Origin of the sequence: Altericroceibacterium xinjiangense, from assembly GCF_003958635.1 — a bacterium.
GTDB classification, from domain to species: Bacteria; Pseudomonadota; Alphaproteobacteria; order Sphingomonadales; family Sphingomonadaceae; genus Altericroceibacterium_A; species Altericroceibacterium_A xinjiangense.
On the sequence record NZ_RSEK01000002.1, the window covers coordinates 42,621 to 61,212 of the forward strand.

General features: G+C 65.3%; 15 protein-coding genes and 1 tRNA gene. 14 read left to right on the forward strand and 2 right to left on the reverse strand.

Annotated elements, in window-relative coordinates:
- The first annotated feature begins 238 nt into the window (after nucleotides 1–238).
- From pstS to ELY13_RS02445, 11 genes are all read left to right on the forward strand, one after another.
- A complete protein-coding gene (gene pstS / locus ELY13_RS02395; RefSeq protein WP_126172298.1) occupies nucleotides 239–1,279 on the forward strand; it encodes a phosphate ABC transporter substrate-binding protein PstS in 1,041 nt (346 codons plus the stop codon).
- Between the two features lie 10 nt (nucleotides 1,280–1,289).
- Nucleotides 1,290–2,294: a phosphate ABC transporter permease subunit PstC gene (gene pstC, locus ELY13_RS02400; RefSeq protein ID WP_206435963.1), complete on the forward strand. Its 1,005-nt coding sequence runs from the start codon at nucleotides 1,290–1,292 to the stop codon at nucleotides 2,292–2,294.
- On the forward strand, nucleotides 2,291–3,133 hold the full coding sequence (gene pstA / locus ELY13_RS02405) for a phosphate ABC transporter permease PstA (protein ID WP_126172300.1): 843 nt from the start codon (nucleotides 2,291–2,293) through the stop codon (nucleotides 3,131–3,133). Before pstC ends, pstA begins: the two co-directional genes overlap by 4 nt.
- Nucleotides 3,130–3,948 carry a phosphate ABC transporter ATP-binding protein PstB gene (gene pstB, locus ELY13_RS02410; protein ID WP_126172301.1) on the forward strand — a complete coding sequence of 273 codons (819 nt, stop codon included), beginning with the start codon at nucleotides 3,130–3,132 and terminating at the stop codon, nucleotides 3,946–3,948. The genes pstA and pstB overlap by 4 nt, the downstream gene beginning before the upstream one ends.
- 12 nt (nucleotides 3,949–3,960) lie before the next feature.
- Nucleotides 3,961–4,662: a phosphate signaling complex protein PhoU gene (phoU, locus tag ELY13_RS02415; protein ID WP_126172302.1), complete on the forward strand. Its 702-nt coding sequence runs from the start codon at nucleotides 3,961–3,963 to the stop codon at nucleotides 4,660–4,662.
- A 103-nt stretch (nucleotides 4,663–4,765) separates the two neighbouring features.
- Entirely contained in the window at nucleotides 4,766–5,944 is a 1,179-nt protein-coding gene (locus ELY13_RS02420; RefSeq protein ID WP_126172303.1) for an efflux RND transporter periplasmic adaptor subunit, read from the forward strand.
- A 1-nt stretch (nucleotide 5,945) separates the two neighbouring features.
- Nucleotides 5,946–9,146, forward strand: coding sequence for an efflux RND transporter permease subunit (locus tag ELY13_RS02425; protein WP_126172304.1), 3,201 nt, complete (start codon nucleotides 5,946–5,948; stop codon nucleotides 9,144–9,146).
- Nucleotides 9,143–10,576: an efflux transporter outer membrane subunit gene (locus tag ELY13_RS02430; protein WP_126172305.1), complete on the forward strand. Its 1,434-nt coding sequence runs from the start codon at nucleotides 9,143–9,145 to the stop codon at nucleotides 10,574–10,576. The genes ELY13_RS02425 and ELY13_RS02430 overlap by 4 nt, the downstream gene beginning before the upstream one ends.
- Nucleotides 10,577–10,645: 69 nt before the next feature.
- On the forward strand, nucleotides 10,646–11,161 hold the full coding sequence (locus tag ELY13_RS02435; RefSeq protein WP_126172306.1) for a 2Fe-2S iron-sulfur cluster-binding protein: 516 nt from the start codon (nucleotides 10,646–10,648) through the stop codon (nucleotides 11,159–11,161).
- Nucleotides 11,158–12,141: an FAD binding domain-containing protein gene (locus tag ELY13_RS02440; RefSeq protein ID WP_126172307.1), complete on the forward strand. Its 984-nt coding sequence runs from the start codon at nucleotides 11,158–11,160 to the stop codon at nucleotides 12,139–12,141. The genes ELY13_RS02435 and ELY13_RS02440 overlap by 4 nt, the downstream gene beginning before the upstream one ends.
- An 11-nt stretch (nucleotides 12,142–12,152) precedes the next feature.
- Nucleotides 12,153–14,339 (forward strand): xanthine dehydrogenase family protein molybdopterin-binding subunit, encoded by a 2,187-nt coding sequence (locus ELY13_RS02445; RefSeq protein ID WP_126172571.1) that lies wholly within the window; start codon nucleotides 12,153–12,155, stop codon nucleotides 14,337–14,339.
- A gap of 418 nt (nucleotides 14,340–14,757) precedes the next feature.
- Here the strand turns inward: ELY13_RS02445 and ELY13_RS02450 are convergent.
- A tRNA-Pro gene (locus ELY13_RS02450) sits at nucleotides 14,758–14,834 on the reverse strand.
- Between the two features lie 166 nt (nucleotides 14,835–15,000).
- On the opposite strand from ELY13_RS02450, the gene yajC reads away from it, so the two are divergent.
- Genes yajC through secF form a run of 3 tightly spaced genes read left to right on the forward strand, consistent with a single transcriptional unit; the run spans nucleotide 15,001 to nucleotide 17,925 of the window.
- The gene (gene yajC, locus ELY13_RS02455; protein ID WP_126172308.1) at nucleotides 15,001–15,321 is read left to right on the forward strand and encodes a preprotein translocase subunit YajC; all 321 of its coding nucleotides are present in this window, start codon (nucleotides 15,001–15,003) and stop codon (nucleotides 15,319–15,321) included.
- 22 nt (nucleotides 15,322–15,343) lie between these two features.
- The gene (secD, locus tag ELY13_RS02460) at nucleotides 15,344–16,942 is read left to right on the forward strand and encodes a protein translocase subunit SecD (RefSeq protein WP_126172309.1); all 1,599 of its coding nucleotides are present in this window, start codon (nucleotides 15,344–15,346) and stop codon (nucleotides 16,940–16,942) included.
- 8 nt (nucleotides 16,943–16,950) lie between these two features.
- Nucleotides 16,951–17,925 carry a protein translocase subunit SecF gene (gene secF / locus ELY13_RS02465; RefSeq protein ID WP_126172310.1) on the forward strand — a complete coding sequence of 325 codons (975 nt, stop codon included), beginning with the start codon at nucleotides 16,951–16,953 and terminating at the stop codon, nucleotides 17,923–17,925.
- A 12-nt stretch (nucleotides 17,926–17,937) separates the two neighbouring features.
- Here secF and ELY13_RS02470 read toward each other — a convergent pair whose 3' ends face one another.
- On the reverse strand, nucleotides 17,938–18,510 hold the full coding sequence (locus ELY13_RS02470; protein ID WP_126172311.1) for a helix-turn-helix domain-containing protein: 573 nt from the start codon (nucleotides 18,508–18,510) through the stop codon (nucleotides 17,938–17,940).
- Nucleotides 18,511–18,592 lie beyond the last annotated feature (82 nt).

Genomic DNA, 18,592 nt, shown 5'->3' on the forward strand with positions numbered 1-18,592 from the left:
GCAGCGCTATCATCCGAAACCGGTGGAAAAGCGGACGCTCCTCGTTGCGTATCCCGGCGGATGCTTCTCTGGGAGGGGGGGGCAGGGGTCAAGCCGCGCCACGGTGAGTTGTGACAGAAAAATGTCACCGTGGACTCCGAATTGTCATTCTTGATGAGCGATTGTCATAAAAGCGCAATCGAGTGGACCCATTGGCAGCCCATGCCGGCGATGAGTCGGCAGGACTCAGGAGACCGACGTGAGACTTTCCTTCTTTGCGCTTCCGCTTGCCTTCGCGCTTGCCGCATGCGGCAGCGACAACACCGCCGAGACCGCGCAGGGTGTTACCGCTGGCGGCGAAGTCACGGGTGCGGGATCGACCTTCGTCTATCCGGTCCTTTCCGCGTGGGCGTCGGACTACAGCAACAGCGGCGGGGCAAACGTCAATTACCAGTCGATCGGCTCGGGCGGCGGCATTGCCCAGGTCAAGGCTGGCACGGTCACGTTCGGCGCCACCGACAAGCCGCTCGATTCGCAGGAACTGACCGAAGCGGGCCTCGCGCAGTTCCCGATCGTGATCGGCGGCGTGGTTCCGGTGGTGAACGTCACCGGTGTGGAGCCAGGTCAGCTGCGCCTGACGGGGCCGGTGCTCGCGGATATCTATGCGGGCAACATCAAGAACTGGAACGATCCGGCAATCGTGCGCCTCAACCCGGGCGTGAACCTGCCGGATGCGCAGATCACGCCGGTTCACCGGTCCGATGGATCAGGCACCACCTTCAACTTCACCCACTACCTGAGCCAGGTCAGCCCGAGCTGGAAATCGAAGTACGGCGAAGGCACCACGGTCAACTGGACCGGCGGCGTGGGCGGCAAGGGCAACGAAGGCGTGGCCGGGTACGTCAAGCAGATCCCCAACTCGATCGGCTACGTCGAATACGCCTACGTCAGCCAGAACGGGATGAATTACGCCGCGCTCCAGAACGCCGCAGGCAACTTCGTCACGCCTAGCGCCGAAAGCTTCCAGGCGGCGGCATCCACAGCAGACTGGGCCAACGCGCAGGATTTCAACCTGGTGATGACGAACGCTCCGGGGGCGGACGCCTATCCGATCACGGCCTCCACCTTTATCCTGATGGACCGGCAGCCGGAGAATCCGGCCGCATCGAAGGCGGCACTGGACTTCTTCCGCTGGGCTCTAGAGAACGGCCGCCAGCAAGCCCAGAACCTGGACTACGTCCCCTTGCCCGCAGAGCTGGTGAAGCAAGTTGAGGAATATGCCAATACCACGATCCAGTAACGATCGACCCGTGGGATTCCTGGCAGCGGCCCGCGCCTTTACCGTAAGGCGCGGGCCGCCCGACGTGTCGGCTCCGGGCCGCGCGGGCGGGGGATGGAAGGACGCGCTGTTCGAACACGGCACCGCCGCGGCAACGTGGCTGGTGCTGTTCCTGCTCATCGGCATCGCGGCGTCGATGGCGTGGGGCGGGCGGCTTGCGTTCCAGACCTTCGGCTTCGATTTTCTCACCAGTGCCGAATGGGATCCGGTCGCCGGAAACTTCGGCGCGCTGGTTCCGATCTATGGCACGTTGGTGACTTCGGTCATCGCGCTGATCATCGCGGTGCCGGTAAGCATCGGGATCGCCCTGTTTCTGACCGACATCGCCCCGCAGTGGATGCGGGGGCCGATCGGCGTGGCGGTTGAGCTGCTCGCGGCGATCCCCAGCATCATCTACGGCATGTGGGGCTTGTTCGTGTTCGCTCCATTCCTGGCCGAACATGTGGAGCCCTGGCTTAACGAGACTATCGGCACCTGGCCGCTGATCGGGCCGCTGTTCAGCGGACCCCCGATCGGTATCGGCATGCTGCCGGCCGGCATCGTGCTGGGGGTGATGATCATCCCGTTCATCGCCGCCGTCGCGCGCGACGTGTTCAACGCCGTGCCTTCCGGGATTCGCGAAGCCGCGATCGCACTGGGCGCCACCCGGTGGGAAATGCTGAGCCGCGTCACGCTGCCCTACACCCGCTCGGCAATCGTCGGGGCCATCTTCCTGGGGCTTGGCCGCGCGCTTGGGGAAACCATGGCCGTGACGTTCGTCATCGGCAACTCGCATGAGCTTTCGCCGTCGCTGCTGATGCCGGGCAACTCGATCGCGGCGGCGATTGCGAACGAGTTCACCGAAGCCGACACGGAGCTTTACCGTTCCTCCCTGATCGCGCTCGCGTTCCTGCTGTTCGTGATCACGTTCATCATCCTGTCCATCGCCAAGCTGATGCTCCGCCGGATGGAGCGCCTGTCGGGGAAGACCCAATGAACACCGTGCTCCTCCGCCGCCGGATCATCGACATCCTGACGCTGGTGTTCGCAATGGCGGCCACCGCCTTCGGGCTGTTCTGGCTGGTGTGGATCCTGTTCACCACGTTTGTGCAGGGCCTCCAGGCGCTCAACCTTGACTTGTTTACCGAAATGACTCCGCCGCCCGGCGGTGAAGGCGGGCTGCTCAACGCGTTCTACGGCAGCGCGATGATGATTCTGCTGGCCGTGCTGATCGGAACCCCGATCGGAATCGCGGCCGGGACGTACCTGGCCGAGCATGGCCGCAACACCAAGCTGGCGTCGACGGTGCGCTTCATCAACGACATCCTGCTCAGCGCCCCTTCGATCGTGATCGGCTTGTTCGTGTATGAGCTGGCGGTGCGCACCATCGGGCATTTTTCGGGCTATGCCGGCGCGCTGGCGCTGGCGATCATCCTGATCCCGATCATCGTGCGGACGAGCGAGGAGTCCTTGCGGCTCGTGCCGAACCAGATGCGCGAGGCTGGGTTTGCGCTGGGCCTGCCGCGCTGGAAACTCACCTCGCAAATCATCTACAAGTCGGCCATGAGCGGGCTTGTCACCGGCATCCTGCTGGGACTGGCGCGAATCAGCGGCGAAACCGCGCCGCTGCTGTTCACCGCGCTCAACAACCAGTTCTGGAATCCAGACCTTAGCGGGCCTATGGCGAACGTACCGGTGGTTATCTTCCAGTACGCCATGAGCCCTTATGACAGCTGGCACGCGCTCGCCTGGGCCGGAGCGCTGGTGCTGACCGTTTTCGTGCTGACCCTTGGTCTGCTCGTGCGATTCCTAGCCCGCAAGAGGTCGAGCAGGTGACAGAGATTCCCGTCCAGTCCGCAGTCGAGACGACGCCGTTCACCGGCACCGCATCGGGCCAGCCGATCAAGATCGATATCCGCAACCTCGATTTCTACTATGGCAAGACCCGCGCGCTGAAGAGCGTGAACCTGCCGATTGCGGCCGGTCAGGTGACCGCCATCATCGGACCGTCCGGGTGCGGCAAGTCGACGCTGCTGCGCACGCTGAACCGCATTTACGAACTCTACCCGGAACAGCGGGCCGAAGGCGAAGTGCTGGTTGACGGGGACAACATCCTCGACCGCAACTACAGCCTCACGCGTCTCCGCCGCCGGGTCGGGATGGTGTTCCAGAAACCGACCCCGTTCGCGAGCTCGATCCGCAACAATGTCGGTTTCGCGCTCAACTTCTTCGAACGGATGAGCCGCAGCGAAGCGGAAGACCGGATCGAGAACGCGCTGCGCCAGGCCGCGCTGTGGGATGAAGTGAAGGATAAGCTGAACGCCAGCGCCCTGTCGCTTTCCGGCGGTCAGCAGCAGCGCCTGTGCATCGCGCGGACGATTGCGATCCGGCCCGAGATTATCCTGCTGGATGAGCCGACATCCGCGCTCGATCCGATCGCCACCGCAAAGATCGAGGAGCTGATCCACGAGCTGTCGCAGAGCTTCACGATCGTGATCGTCACCCACAACATGCAGCAGGCAGGACGGGTTTCGGAACAGACGGCCTTCTTCCACCTCGGGGAGCTGGTGGAGTTCGGGCAAACGTCCAGTATCTTCACCAACCCGACCGAGACGCGGACCAAGGACTACATTACCGGCCGCTACGGCTGAGGAGACACGCACATGCCGATGCACACGCTGAAGGCGTTCGACGACGAACTGGAAGAGCTGCGCGCCAGCATCTGCGAAATGGGCGGACTGGCTGAAACGGCGATCCGGGACTCGATGGAGGCGCTCGTCCGCCACGACACCGATCTTGCCGCCGACGTGGTTGCGCGGGATGCCCGGATCGATGCGCTGGAAGCTGACGTGGAGCGCCGGGCGATCGAGATCATGGCCCTGCGTGCGCCGCTCGCCGACGATCTGCGCGATGTGGTCGCCGCCCTCAAGATTTCCGGCGTCGTCGAACGGATCGGGGATTACGCCAAGAACATTGCCCGGCGCGTGGACAGTGTCGAGGATTCGCGGATCGAGGCTTTTTCCCTGCTCCCGGAAATGGCCCGGATCGCCAGCGAGATGGTTGCCAACGCGCTTGATGCCTTCGCGGCGCGCGATGGCCAGAAGGCGGTGCAGGTGTGCGAGCGCGACCAGGCGGTGGACGATTTCTACAACAGCATCTTCCGCGCGCTGCTGACGTTCATGATGGAAAATCCGCACAACATTACCCCGGCGACGCACCTGCTGTTCATCGCCAAGCACCTTGAGCGGATCGGCGATCACGCGACCAACGTGGCCGAAATGGTCTATTTCGCCGACACTGGTGAGCACTTGCCGGACCGGCCGAAGGCGTCCGGCAAGCGGGCTTCCGCCGCGTCCCGCACCTGACGCACCGACATTGTCGCAAATTGTCGCAAGGCCAAAGCAGGGCTTGCGATCCGGGTCTGCTTCGCGGAAGGAAACCTCGCCGAACCACTGGGGACGTCCTGACATGTTGAACCCGCGCCGGGTCGTCCTTTCCGGTTGCCTTGGGATGATCCTGCCATTCCTGTCCGCGTGTTCGGATGGTGAAGCGGCGGGGGCGGATCGGCCCGCGCCCGAAGTCGGCTTCGTCGTCGTCCAGCCACAGGCGGTGCCGGTATCGACTACGCTCGGCGGCCGCACGGTGGCCTATGAAACGAGCGAGGTCCGCCCGCAGATCAACGGACTTATCGAGCGCCGGATGTTCACCGAAGGCAGCTATGTCCGCGCCGGGCAGCCGCTCTATCAGATCGATTCGAGGCTCTACCGCGCCGCGGTAAATCAGGCGGAGGCGAACCTCCAAAGCGCGCAGGCCAGCGCCGAAGCATCAATCGCGCGGGCGGAACGGCTCCGGCCGCTCGCCGAAATGGAAGCAGTCGCCAAGCAGGATTACACCGATGCCGTGGCGCAGGCGCGAGTCGCGCAAGCGGGCATCGAGCAGAACCGTGCGGCGCTGGAAACTGCGCGGATCAACTTGCGCTTCGCCACGATCACCGCGCCGATCAGCGGGCGGATCGGCCGTTCGCTCTCGACAGTCGGCGCGCTGGTCAGCACCAACCAGCAGGATCCGCTTGCCGTGATCCAGCGGCTCGATCCGATCTTCGTCGACATGCAGCAATCGAGCGCGGAACTCACCGCGCTGCGCCGGTCGCTGCAAAGCGGAAGCGTTGACCCGGGCAGCACACGGGTTCGCCTGATCCTGGAGGACGGCAGCGAGTACGGCTACACCGGCACGGTCCAGTTCTCGGACATCGGAGTGGACGCGAACACCGGCACGGTGACCTTGCGCGCGCGGTTCCCGAACCCGGAAGGGCTGTTGCTCCCGGGGATGTTCGTCACGGCGATGTTCGACCAGTCCGTGCTTCCGTCTGCCTTCCTGGTGCCGCAGACGGCGGTCCAGCGCGATTTCGATGGCTCCGCGTTCGTCTACATCGTCGGAACCGGCAACAAGGCCATGCGCCGCAAGGTCGCCGCTGACCGGACCTACGGCACCAACTGGGTGGTGACGAGCGGGCTCGGCCCCGGCGACCGGGTGATTACGCAAGGCCTTGGCAACGTGAAGCAGGCCGATGACGTGCGGCCGGTGCCGGAAAGCGCGCCGCAGCGCGTCGGTCCGCCACCAGGCGCCGGCGCCGGCGCGCCAGACTGATATGTCTCGGATCTTCATCGACCGCCCGATCTTCGCGTGGGTGCTCGCAATTGTCGTGATGCTGGCCGGCGTGGGCGCGTTGATGACGCTGCCGATCGAACAGTACCCCGACATTGCGCCGACACAGGTGAACATCCGGGCCAGCTATCCCGGCGCATCGGCGCAGACGGTGGAGAACAGCGTCACCCAGGTGCTGGAACAGCAACTGACCGGCATCGACGGACTGCTCTATTTCAGCTCGCAATCCACCTCGCGCGGACAGGCGAACATCACCGCCATCTTCCGCAAGGGCACCGATCCGGACATTGCCCAGGTCCAGGTGCAGAACCGGATCGAATCGGCCGTCGCGCGCCTGCCGCAGGACGTGCAGGCCCAGGGCGTGCGGGTGACCAAGTCCAATTCGGACACCCTCCTGCTGGTCGCGGTGTACGACACGACCGACACGCGGTCCTATCAGGACGTTTCCGATTACCTGACCTCCAACATCCAGGATCCGCTTTCCCGGGTGGAAGGGGTAGGGGATGTGAACGTGTTCGGTTCGCCCCACGCAATGCGCATCTGGCTCAATCCCCAGCGCCTCGCCGCGTTCTCCCTTATGCCGGCCGATGTGATCGCGGCGATTTCCAGCCAGAACGCCGACGTGGCCGCAGGCGACGTCGGCGGCTTGCCGTCGCCCGAAGGCCAGCAGCTCAACGCCACCGTCACTGCCCAGTCGCGCCTGCAAACGCCCGAGCAGTTCGGCAACATCGTCCTCAAGACCCTGAGCAACGGCTCCAGCGTGCGGATCAAGGACGTTGCCCGGGTGGAGATCGGGGCGGAAAGCTACAACATCATCCTGCGGATGAGCGGCCACCCCGGGGCCGGCATGGCGATCTCCCTGTCTCCCGGATCCGACGCATTGCGGACCGCCGAACTGGTCAAGGCCCGGATGGCCGAGCTGTCGAGCGGAATGCCGGACGGCCTCGATTACGCGTACGCCAACGATACCACTGCCTTCATCCGCTTGTCGGTCAGCGAGGTACAGAAAGCCTTGTTCGAAGCGATCGTGCTGGTCGTGATCGTGATGTTCGTGTTCCTGCAGAGCTGGCGCGCCACGCTGGTTCCGGCGATCGCCGTGCCGGTCGTCCTGCTCGGCACCCTGGCGGTGTTTTCCCTCGCCGGCTTCACCATCAACACGCTGACCATGTTCGGCCTCGTGCTGGCGATCGGCCTGCTGGTCGATGATGCCATCGTTGTGGTGGAGAACGTGGAGCGCCTGATGGAGGAAAACCCCGGCATGACCGCCCGGCAGGCGACGGTGCAGTCGATGAAGGAACTGCAGGTCGCGCTGATCGCGATCGCGCTGGTCCTCTCCGCCGTGTTCCTGCCGATGGCGTTATTTGGCGGATCGACCGGGGTGATCTACCGCCAGTTTTCGCTGACGATCATATCGGCAATGGTCCTTTCGGTCCTTGTGGCGCTGATCCTCAGCCCGGCGCTGACCAGCACGCTGCTGAAGCCGAAGCGGCGGGAGGGAGACGAAGGGCAGGAGCCGTGGCTCAGCCGGCGCGCACCGATCGTGTGGAACGGTCTTCATCGCGGGCAGGACTGGTTCAACCGCTCCTTCGACCGGATGATCGATGGCTACGCCGGGGCGGTGCGCACGGTGATCGATCGCAAGTGGCTGTTCCTGGCGATTTATGCCGGGTTGCTCGCGCTGCTGGCCGTCCTGTTCTTCCGCTTGCCGGGTGGCTTCCTTCCCAATGAGGACCAGGGCCGCGTCATGGTGCAGTTCCGCCTCCCGGCCGGTGCTACCCAGACGCGGACGCTGGAAGTGCGCGACACGGTTGAGCGCTACCTGATGACAGAGGAAGAGCGGAACATCGATTCGATCTTCCTCGTGGCGGGCGGCGGCGGGGGAGCCTCCGGCCAGAACACCGGGCAGGGCTTCATCAACCTGAAGGACTGGGACGATCGTCCGGGTCAGAAAAACACCGCGGAAGCGATTGCGGACCGGGCGACGGCAGCCTTTCGCGGCTTGCGCGATGCGCAGGTGTTCACGCTGGTGCCCGGTGCAGTGCGCGGGCTGGGGAACACCTCCGGCTTCAACTTGCAGTTCCTGAACACCAGCGGGATGAGCCCGGAACGATTTGCCGCGGCACGGGACGAGCTGATCGGCCTCGCCAGCGAAAATGCGAAGCTGAGCCAGGTCCGGCCCAGCGACTTGCCCGACGTCGCGTCGCTGAAGATCGATCTCGATACCCAGCGGCTCAGCGCCTACGGCCTTTCGGTCAACGATGTGAACTCGACGCTCGCGACCGCATGGGGTGGGCGATACGTCAACGATTTCATCGAAAAGGGACGGGTCAAGCGTGTCTACGTGCAGGGCGATGCGCCCTACCGCGCGAGGCCGGAAGACCTTGGCCAGTGGTTCGTCCGTTCCCGCGACGGAGGAATGGCTCCGTTCTCCGCCTTCGCTCGCACTGACTGGGTGACCACGCCCAGCAGCAGCAGCCGTTTCCAGGGCGTTCCGGCGTTCGAGATCTCCGGCGAGGCGGGGCCGGGCACCAGTTCCGGCGAAGCAATGGACGAAATCGAGCAACTCGCCGCGCAGATTCCCGGCACCGGCGTCGCCTGGTCCGGATCCTCGTACGAGGAACGCGTGTCCTCGGGCCAGGCGCCGCTGCTCTACGGACTTTCGCTGCTGGTCGTGTTCCTGTGCCTTGCCGCGCTGTACGAAAGCTGGTCGATCCCGGTGGCGGTTCTGCTGGTCATCCCGCTGGGGCTGGTTGGCGCAGTCTTCGCGGTTACGCTGCGGGGGCTGGAGAACGACGTATTCCTCCAGATCGGCTTGCTGACGACGATGGGCCTGACCGCCAAGAATGCCATCCTGATGATCGAATTCGCCGAACAGGAGGAAAAGAAGGGCAAGCGCGTAATCGATGCCGCGATGGCCGCGGCCCGCCTGCGCCTGCGCCCGATCCTGATGACCAGCTTTGCGTTCATCTTCGGCGTGCTGCCGCTGGCGCTGGCAACCGGGCCGGGGGCGAACAGCCGGATAGCCATCGGCACTTCGGTGATCGGCGGAATGCTGACGGCTACCCTGCTGGCGATTTTCTACATCCCGCTGTTCTTCGTGATCGTGCGCCGGGGCACCCGCGATGCGCTGCAGGCCGTGCGTGAGCGGTTTCGGCAGCGTCCTGACAGCGAGGCTTCGGCGTGAGCGGGCAAGCGCGTCGGCGCTTTCCGGCCCTGCTGTCCGTGCTGGCGCTGTCCGCCTGTACCTCGCTTGCACCCGAATACGTGCAGCCGGCCGCACCGGTCCCCGTCTCGTGGCCAGCGGGGGATGCCTACCTGCTGCAGAGCGAGCAGGCGCTGCCGGTCGTGTCCTACCGCGACATCTTCCAAGATCCCGGGCTGCAGCAACTGATCGAGCAGGCGCTGGCGAACAATCGCGACCTGGCGATTGCCGCCGCAAATGTCGCGGCGGCCCGGGCGCAGGTGCAGGTAATCCGCTCCAACCAGTTTCCGGTTGGCGGGGTTTCCTCTTCTAACAATGCCGGGGTGAGCGGATCGGGCGGCGCCCAGGCGTCGGCCTTCGGCGTGCAAGGGGGCGTCTCCAGCTTCGAGCTCGACTTGTTTGGGCGGCTGGCCAACGCGACCGCCGCCCAGCAGGCGCAGGCGCTGGCGACGGAAGCCGCTGCCCGCACCGTGCGCCTCGCCCTGATCGCCGACCTCGCGACCGCCTGGGCGGCGTATGGCGCGGACCGGGACTTGCTGCTGATCGCGCAGGACACGGCCGCCGATGCGCGCCGCGCGGTGGAGCTTACCCGCTTGCGGCTGGAGGGAGGGATCGCGCCGGGCAGCGACCTGACCCAGGCGCAACAGGTTCTCGCGACCGCCGAAGGCGATATCGCGCAGCTGCGGACGGCTCTGGCGCAGGATGAAAACCTGATCCGCCTGCTGGCGGGGGCCGTGTTCGATCCCGCCGTGCTGCCGCGCGGGATGGAGGAAGTATCGGACGCAGTGGCCACGCTGCCCGCCGGGACCAATTCCGCCGTCCTGCTGCGCCGTCCCGATGTGATCGAGGCGGAATACCTCCTGCGCGCTGCGAATGCCGACATCGGGGTGGCCCGCGCCGAACTGTTCCCCCGGATTTCGCTCACCGGGTTGCTGGGCCTTGCCAGCAGCGCGCTGACCTCTCTGTTTACCGGCGGGGCCTTCGCTGCAAGCACGGGGGTGGGGGTAAGCCAGACGATCTTCGACGCAGGCGGGCGGCGCGCCGCCGTAGCCGTCACACAGGCGCAGCGCGAAGCGGCGCTCGCTGCCTACGAACGGGCGATTCAGACCGCCTTTCGCGAAGTGGCCGATGCCCTGGCGGTGCAGGGCACGATTTCCGAGCAGTTGCAGGCAGCCGAAGCCAACACGCAGGCAGCGGAAGAAACCGCCCGGCTGGCGGAGGCGCGCTACCGCTTCGGGATCGAGAACTTCCTGGCCAATCTCGACGCGCGGAGAAGCCGGTACGTGGCGCGCCGGGCCGAAGTGGCGATCGAACTGGCGGCGGTCGTCAACCGGATCGATCTCTATCGGCGTCTCGCCGCCGACAGCGCGGCCGCCGTGCCGCCGGACACCGGATCCGCGCCCGCAGATTGACCGGAGGCCACCTTCGAAGGACCGTTCCGCGCGCTTGTGCGTTGGGAGGGCTTACAAAGGGAGGCGGCCTTGCCCCAAACGAATCGATCCCTCACGATCAATGGCGACACGTACGAATTTTCCGGTGACCCGCGCACCAGCCTGCTCGATTTCCTGCGCCGCGACTGCGGCCTGACCGGAACCAAGAAAGGCTGCGACCACGGCCAGTGCGGAAGCTGCACGGTGATCGTCAACGGACAGCGGATCAATTCCTGCCTCTCGCTCGCCGTGATGCACGATGGCGACGCCATCACCACGATCGAAGGGCTGGGCACGCCGGACGACCTCAGCCCCCTTCAGGCCGCATTCGTGAAGCACGACGCCTACCAGTGCGGCTATTGCACCCCCGGACAGATCTGCTCCGCGCAAGCGATGCTGGAGGAGGCGAAGGCCGGCTGGCCCAGCTTCGTCAGCGACGACCTCGACGGCGAGGTAAAGCTGACGCGGGAAGAGATTTCCGAGCGGATGAGCGGCAACATCTGCCGCTGCGCCGCCTATTCCAACATCGTCGAAGCCATCCTTGAAACGATGGAGGCAGGCGAATGAAGCCGTTCGATTACATCCGGCCCGAAAGCCTGGAATATGCCGCCCAGCAGCAGCAGCGCGATGGCGGCCGCTTCATAGCGGGCGGCACCAACCTGCTCGACCTGATGAAGCTGGAAGTCGAAACGCCCGAGCGCTTGTTCGATCTGAACCGCATGCCGATGGCGCAGATCGAGCCGGAAGGCGAAGGGCTGCGGATCGGTGCGCTCGTATCCAACAACGCCTGCGCCGCCGACCCGCGGGTGCGGCGCGATTACCCGGTGCTTTCCCGCGCGATCCTGGCCGGGGCGACCTTTCAGCTCCGCAACCGCGCGACCACCGCGGGCAATCTGTGCCAGCGCACCCGCTGCTACTACTTCTACAACACTGCGATGCCGTGCAACAAGCGGGAGCCGGGCACCGGCTGCTCCGCGCTGAACGGGATCAACCGCATCCACGCGATCCTCGGCGCCAGCGATCAATGCATCGCGACCTATCCCGGCGACATGGCCGTCGCGCTTTATGCCCTCGATGCCACGGTCGAGATCCTGCAGGCGAGTGGCGGCCGGCGGCATGTGCCGGTGCGCGATTTCCATCGCCTGCCCGGGGATGAGCCGGAGAAGGACAACGTGCTAGAGCCTGGCGACGTGATTACGGGCGTGGTTCTGCCGCCGCCGCCGCAAGGTGTTCAGCTTTACCGCAAGGTGCGGGAGCGCTCCTCCTATGCCTTCGCCCTCGTGTCGGTCGCGGCGGTCGTCCGCATGGACGGGGAGCGGATCGCGGAGGCGAGCCTTGCCTTCGGGGCGCTGGCCCACAAGCCGTGGCACGATCCGCGGATCGAGACGCTGCTGGCGGGGGAAGTCCCGTCCGATGCCGTGTTCGACAAGGCGGCTGACCTGCTGCTCGAAGGAGCGGAAGATTACGGGCACAACGGTTACAAGATCCCGCTGGCCCGGCGAACGCTGAAAGAAGTCCTACGGAACGCAACGGGAGGCGGCCAGTGACGACGCGCAGCATGGACGCACCCGATACCCGCAACCTGCTCGATCACACGGCGCAAGGCGTGATCGGCAAGCCACTCGACCGGCCGGACGGGCCCGCGAAAGTCACTGGCCGCGCAACGTATGCCGCCGAGCACGACATCCCGAACTGCGCCGAAGGCGTGCTGGTTCTCGCCAGCATTTCCAAGGGCGAAGTGCTGGGCTTCGATGAGGAGGAGGTGCTCGCCCTTCCCGGAGTGATCGCGGTCATTTCCGATGAACGGATGATCGCGCGCTCGGCACAGGGCGGGGCGAACGAGGCTCCGGTCCAGAAGGTGCGCAACGTCGAATACTTCGGCCAGCCGATCGCGCTGGTGGTCGCCGAAACCGGTCCGCAGGCGCAGCACGCCGCCGAACGGCTGAAGGTCCGCTACCGGGTAGAGGACCGGGACAACGTCGCGATCAACCCGGACGAAGCGAAGGCGGAGCCGCACAAGGAACCCACGATCCAGGGCGACATCGACCACGCGATGAAGGAAGCCGCGCACGCGGTCGACCTGACCTACACGACTCAAGGACAGGTTAGTGCGGCGATGGAGATGCACGCGAGCATCGCCGAATGGGACGGGCATACGCTGACGGCGCATTCCAGCCTTCAGATGCTCAACTACAACATCAACGAACTGGCCGACGCGCTGGACCTTGAGCCCGAGCGGGTGCGGCTGATTTCCCGCTACGTCGGCGGCGGTTTCGGATCGAAGCTCGGCATCGCGGCGGAACTGGTCGCCGCCTCCGTCGCGGCGATCGAACTGGGCCGCCCCGTGCGGGTGGTGATGACGCGGCGGCAAGTGTTCGAATGCGTCATCCGCCGTTCGGAAACGGAACAGCGGCTGAGGCTCGGCACCGATGCCGACGGGCGCCTGACTGCCTTCGGGCACGAAGCGCGCGTCAGCAATCTTCCGGGCGAAAAATTCGCTGAGCCGGTCACGCAGGCCAGCAAGTTCCTTTACGCCGGGCACAACCGGAAGCTGGCGATCAACCTGGCGCGAATCCACCGCGTCACTGCCGGGTCCGTCCGCGCGCCGGGCGAGGCAGTCGGAATGCAGGCTCTCGAAGCTGCGATGGACGAACTGGCAAACGCCGTCGGCATCGATCCGGTCGAATTGCGCCTGCGCAACATCCCGGAACGGCACCCGACGATGGACATCCCCTACAGCTCCCGCAAGCTGGCCGAGTGCCTGCATGTGGCGGCCGAACGCTTCGGCTGGGACGGTTCCGACCGGCGACCCGCCCAGCGGCGGGAGGGAGACTGGTGGATCGGCACCGGCATGGCGAGCGCGGCACGCGTCCACAACCTCGCCAACGCGCAGGCCCGCGTCACGCTGCAGGCGGACGGCACGGCAATCGTCGCCAGCGACATGACCGATATCGGCACCGGCACCTACACCGTGCTGCGCCAGATCGCGGCCGAGATGCTGGGGCTCGATCCCGAAAACGTGCTGGTCCGGCTGGGGGATACCGACTTCCCGCCCGGCCCCGGCTCCGGCGGCAGCCACGGCGCGGCATCGACCGGGTCGGCCGTGCAGTTGGCGTGCGAGACCATTCGTGATCGGCTGGTCGAACGGCTCGGCTGCAAACCCGACGAACTGACGCTGAAGGACGGCTTCGCCACCTGCGGCAACCGGCGCGCCGCCTATCCCGACCTTTTGCAAGGCGCGGACATCGAGGAAATCGGGAAGTTCGAGGTCGGCAAGATCAAGGGCCAGTATTCCACCGCGATGTACGGCGCCTTCTTCACCGAGGTCGCGGTGAACGCCTGGAGCGGCGAGACACGCGTTCGCCGGATGACCGGAGCGTTCGGCATCGGGCGCGCGCTCAACGAAAAGACCGCCCTTTCGCAGTGCATCGGCGGCATGGCCTGGGGGATCGGGCAAGCCTTGACCGAACAGCTGATGTTCGACCGGCGCGATGGGCACATCGTCAATCCGGATCTGGCCGAATACCACGTGCCGGTGAACCTGGACGTGCCCGATCTCGACGCGGTGCTGGTGGAAGAACGCGATCCGGCAGCCAGTCCGCTGCAGGCCAAGGGCGTAGGCGAACTGGGCATTTGCGGGGCGGGCGGCGCGATCTGCAACGCGATCTACCACGCCACTGGCGTGCGAGTGCGCGATTTCCCGATTACGCCGGACAAGCTGATCGCGCAGCTTCCGGACGTGTGACGCGGCTGTTTTGGGATCCGGGGCAGAGTGTCGGGAGGCGGCGTTCAGGCGCTCTCCGAGGTCTGCGAATCAGCTTCCCGGCTCCAACCCCGATGATCGCCCCGGCTCTGTGATCTCCTGCGCGAAATTCCCCGCGCAGCCAGCGGCGCAGCGCGGCGGTCCCGGTCATCCCGAAGGGGACACTTCCGCCAAAGCCTGAACGGTGCAGCGCGGACGCAGCGGCGAATGCTTCCGCCGGGTGCTCGAGCGGGAAAGCTCTCACGTTCCCGCAACCGCAGTGCCGACTCGCCGGTCAGTTGCAGGTGCGCGCAGAATCGGCAGGCTCCAGCGGTGCTGAAGGTCGCTTCCGTGCGGATCGAGACCGCAAGCGGAAAAATCGTCGCTGTGGGGGAACGCGGCGGTGAGGCCGCTAAACCACTGGTCGGGACGACTGGATTCGAACCAGCGACCCCCACACCCCCAGTGTGGTGCGCTACCAGGCTGCGCTACGTCCCGATCAGTGGAAGCGGGCCTATAGGCTGCGCGTTCTACGATGGCAAGCGGGCGCGTTGCCAGTCGATTCCTTTGCTGCTAGGCGGCGCCGGTATTCACCGCAGCCCCGGTTCGGGGACTGGCGGTGCGCTATTCTTTTGCCGATCTTCGGACATGACAGGTCTTCGCCATGCTTGATTTCCTTACTGTCGGTGCGGCCGGGGCAGAGCCTCCGGCATGGGCCAGTTTCCTGCCGATCATCGGAATGATCGCGATCTTCTGGTTCCTGATCATCCGTCCGCAGATGCGCCAGCAGAAAGCGCACCGCGCCAAGATTGCTGCGATCAAGCGGGGGGACCAGGTAGTCACCGCCGGCGGCCTGATCGGCAAGGTCGTCCGGGTGGACGATGATTATGCGGATATCGAAATCGCACAAGGCGTGCGCGTGAAGGCCGTCAAGTCCACCATCGGCGACATCGTCGCGCCGAGTGGCAAGCCGGCCAACGATTAATCCTATCGGGACCGGCGCGAACATGCTCGATTTTCCTCGCTGGAAAAAAGTCTGGTACTGGCTGATCACCCTTGTGGCGATCGCGGCCTCGATCCCTTCGCTCGTCTCCATGACGGGTGCCCGGTGGCCGGATTCCCTGCCCGACCCGCAGATCAACCTGGGGCTGGACCTTGCCGGCGGCAGCCGCATCCTGCTCGAAGCCGATCCCGCCCAGGTCGCCCGGCAACGTGCCGAAACGATGGAAGAGGCCGTGCGCGGCGCGTTGCGCGAAGCCGATCCGCCGATTCGCATCGGCGATATCTCCAGCCGCGGCGCCACCCTGAGCTTCATGCTGGAAGACCCGTCGGAGATCGACCGGGCCCGCGAGATCCTGCTCCCGCTGATGAACGGCGTCGGCATGGTGCGGGAATGGGACCTGCAGGTGCTGGACGGCAACCGCTTCGTCCTCTCCCAGACGCAGGCTGGGCTTGAAACCGCCGTCACGCAGGCAATGGACAGCGCGACCGAAGTCGTTCGCAAGCGCATCGACGCACTCGGCACCCGGGAACCGACGGTCCTGCGGGAAGGCGATACGCGCATCCTGGTGCAAGTACCGGGGCTGGGCGATCCTACCGCGCTGAAGGACCTGCTCGGCCAGACGGCGAACCTCGAATTCAAGCTGGTCGACCAGACTGCTTCGCCCGCCGACCTCGCCCAGGGAATCGCGCCTCCGGGGGCGGAAATCGTGCCCTACGCGGCGGACAGCGGGTTTGCCGGTCAGCAGATCGCCGTCCGGCGGCTGGGCGGAATTCGCGGCGATTCGCTGATCAACGCGCAGCAGACCTTCGAATCGCAGGGCAATGCGCCGGTGGTGTCGATCACCTTCGACAAGCAGGGCGCGGACCGTTTCGCCCGGCTGACCAGCGAGAACGTCAACAAGCCTTTCGCCATCATCCTTGACGGAGAAGTGCTCTCCGCGCCCAACATCAACGAGCCGATCCTCGGCGGAACGGCGATGATTTCCGGCAACTTTACGGTCGAAAGCGCAAACCAGCTGGCGATCTCCCTGCGCTCCGGCGCGCTGCCGGTTGATCTCACCGTGATCCAGCAGGGTACTGTCGGGCCGGAACTGGGTGCCGATTCGATCCGCAAGGGCCTGATCGCGATGGGCGTCGGCGCGCTGGCCGTGCTGGTGATCATGGTCGTCACCTATGGCCGCTTCGGCCTTTATGCCGACATTGCGCTGGTGCTGAACGTGCTGATGCTGTTCGGCATCATGGCGATCCTCAACACCACGCTGACCCTGCCGGGCCTTGCCGGTTTCGTGCTGACGATCGGCGCGGCGGTGGACGCCAACGTGCTGATCTACGAACGTATCCGGGAAGAGCGGAAACGCGGCCGCCGCGTGATCGCCGCGGTCGAGAACGGCTACAAGGAAGCCAGCCGCGCGATCTATGACGCAAACGTGACCAACTTCATCGCCGGAACCCTGTTGTTCCTGTTCGGGTCAGGTCCGGTGCGCGGCTTTGCCATCGTGCTGATCATCGGCCTGTTCACTTCCGTGTTCACCGGCGTTACCCTGACCCGGATGTGGGTTGCCGGCTGGCTGCGCCGCGCGCGGCCGACCGACCTCAACGTGTAAGGCTACCCATGAGACTGCTGAAGCTCGTCCCCGACAACACCAACATCCACTTCCTGAAGTGGCGGGTGCCGTTCTACATCGTCAGCCTGCTCCTGATCGCGGCCAGCCTGACGCTTGTGTTCACCAAGGGCCTCAACCTCGGCGTCGATTTCGTCGGCGGGCAGCAGATCCAGGTGACCTTCACTCAGGACCAGGAAGCGCCCGTGGCTTCCTTGCGGGAACGGGTGGAAGCGCTCGGTTACGGTGATCCGGTCATCCAGCGTTCGGGCGCGGAAAACCAGGTCTCGGTCCGCTTCCGCCTGCCGCCGGAAATCGCCGAGAATCCGGAGGCGTCCGATGCGATGACCACCCGGGTGACCAGCGCCATCACCGAGAATTTCCCCGGCGCCCGGATCGATGACCTGAGCGCGGTTTCCGGCAAGGTTTCCGGGGAACTGTTCACCACCGCGATGTACGCGCTGGTGCTGGCGATGATTGCCATCGCGATCTACATCTGGATCCGGTTCGAATGGCAATTCGGCGTCGGCGCGCTGTTTGCGCTGTTCCACGACGTTGTCCTGACACTGGGCATGTTCGCCCTGTTCCAGTTCGAATTCGACCTGAAGATCATCGCCGCGATTTTGACGATCATCGGCTATTCGCTGAACGACACGATCGTGGTCTATGACCGTATCCGCGAGAACATGAAGAAGTACCGCCGGATGCCGCTGCCCGAGTTGCTCGACTTGTCGGTCAACGAGACTCTGTCGCGCACGGTCATGACCTCGCTGACGCTGCTGATCGTGCTGATCTCGCTGCTCGTACTCGGCCCGGCCAGCCTGTTCGGCTTCACCGCGGCAATCACGCTGGGCATCTTCGTCGGAACCTACAGCTCGATCTACATGGCCGCGCCGATCCTGATCTGGCTGGGGGTTTCGTCCGACAGCTTCGTGCCTGCGGAAGGACCCGGTGACCGGGCGGAAAGAGTGACCCCCCGGCCCTGACAGGGCCGCGGGTTACAGCTTCCGAACCAGCATTTCCGCCACCGCCAGCCAGGCCGGCTTGTCGATCACGATCTGCCGCTGGCCCGTGCCGGGGGGCAGCAGGCCCACCATCTCACCATTGCGGTCGATCAGCCGTCCGAACGCAAAGCGCCCGCCGCTGCGCGGGACAAGCACGTCGCGGTTGATCATCCGGGATACGTCCTCCAGCGGAAACTGGCGCAGCCAGACCTGGTCGCCTGCGCGGTATTCGCCTTGCGCCGCCTCGACGGTCAGGCAGACGAGCGGGGCCCCGCTGTTGAGGTCGGTCGGCAACATCGCAGCGCGCGGAGCGGAGAGCGCCTCAGCCCCGGCATCGGTAAGCCGCGCGACGACTTGCGCTTCGGCGGTGTCTTCCCCTTTCACCAGCATTTCGGGATCGACTTCTAGCGCCGCAGCGATCCGGTTCATCCAGTCGAGCGAAAGGCTGCGCATCCCGGTTTCCAGACGGCCGATGGTTTGCGCAGTGGTGGGCGGATCGCACCGTTCCGCAACTTCGGCCAGCGTCAGGCCCTTGTCCTTGCGAATGTCCCGTATGCGATTGATCACCGTGCTTACCTCATAACCGGTGCGGTTATTTTCCTTTCCTACACTAACCTTCCTTTGGCAAGAGGGGAGCGCGTCGAGAGGA

Bases quoted from the DNA above. Each gene is read 5' to 3' on its own strand.
- yajC (WP_126172308.1), top strand. From the start codon at position 15,001: ATGCTTGATTTCCTTACTGTCGGTGCGGCCGGGGCAGAGCCTCCGGCA.
- pstA (WP_126172300.1), top strand. From the start codon at position 2,291: ATGAACACCGTGCTCCTCCGCCGCCGGATCATCGACATCCTGACGCTG.
- ELY13_RS02425 (WP_126172304.1), top strand. From the start codon at position 5,946: ATGTCTCGGATCTTCATCGACCGCCCGATCTTCGCGTGGGTGCTCGCA.
- ELY13_RS02420 (WP_126172303.1), top strand. From the start codon at position 4,766: ATGTTGAACCCGCGCCGGGTCGTCCTTTCCGGTTGCCTTGGGATGATC.
- secF (WP_126172310.1), top strand. From the start codon at position 16,951: ATGAGACTGCTGAAGCTCGTCCCCGACAACACCAACATCCACTTCCTG.
- phoU (WP_126172302.1), top strand. From the start codon at position 3,961: ATGCCGATGCACACGCTGAAGGCGTTCGACGACGAACTGGAAGAGCTG.
- ELY13_RS02440 (WP_126172307.1), top strand. From the start codon at position 11,158: ATGAAGCCGTTCGATTACATCCGGCCCGAAAGCCTGGAATATGCCGCC.
- ELY13_RS02445 (WP_126172571.1), top strand. From the start codon at position 12,153: ATGGACGCACCCGATACCCGCAACCTGCTCGATCACACGGCGCAAGGC.
- secD (WP_126172309.1), top strand. From the start codon at position 15,344: ATGCTCGATTTTCCTCGCTGGAAAAAAGTCTGGTACTGGCTGATCACC.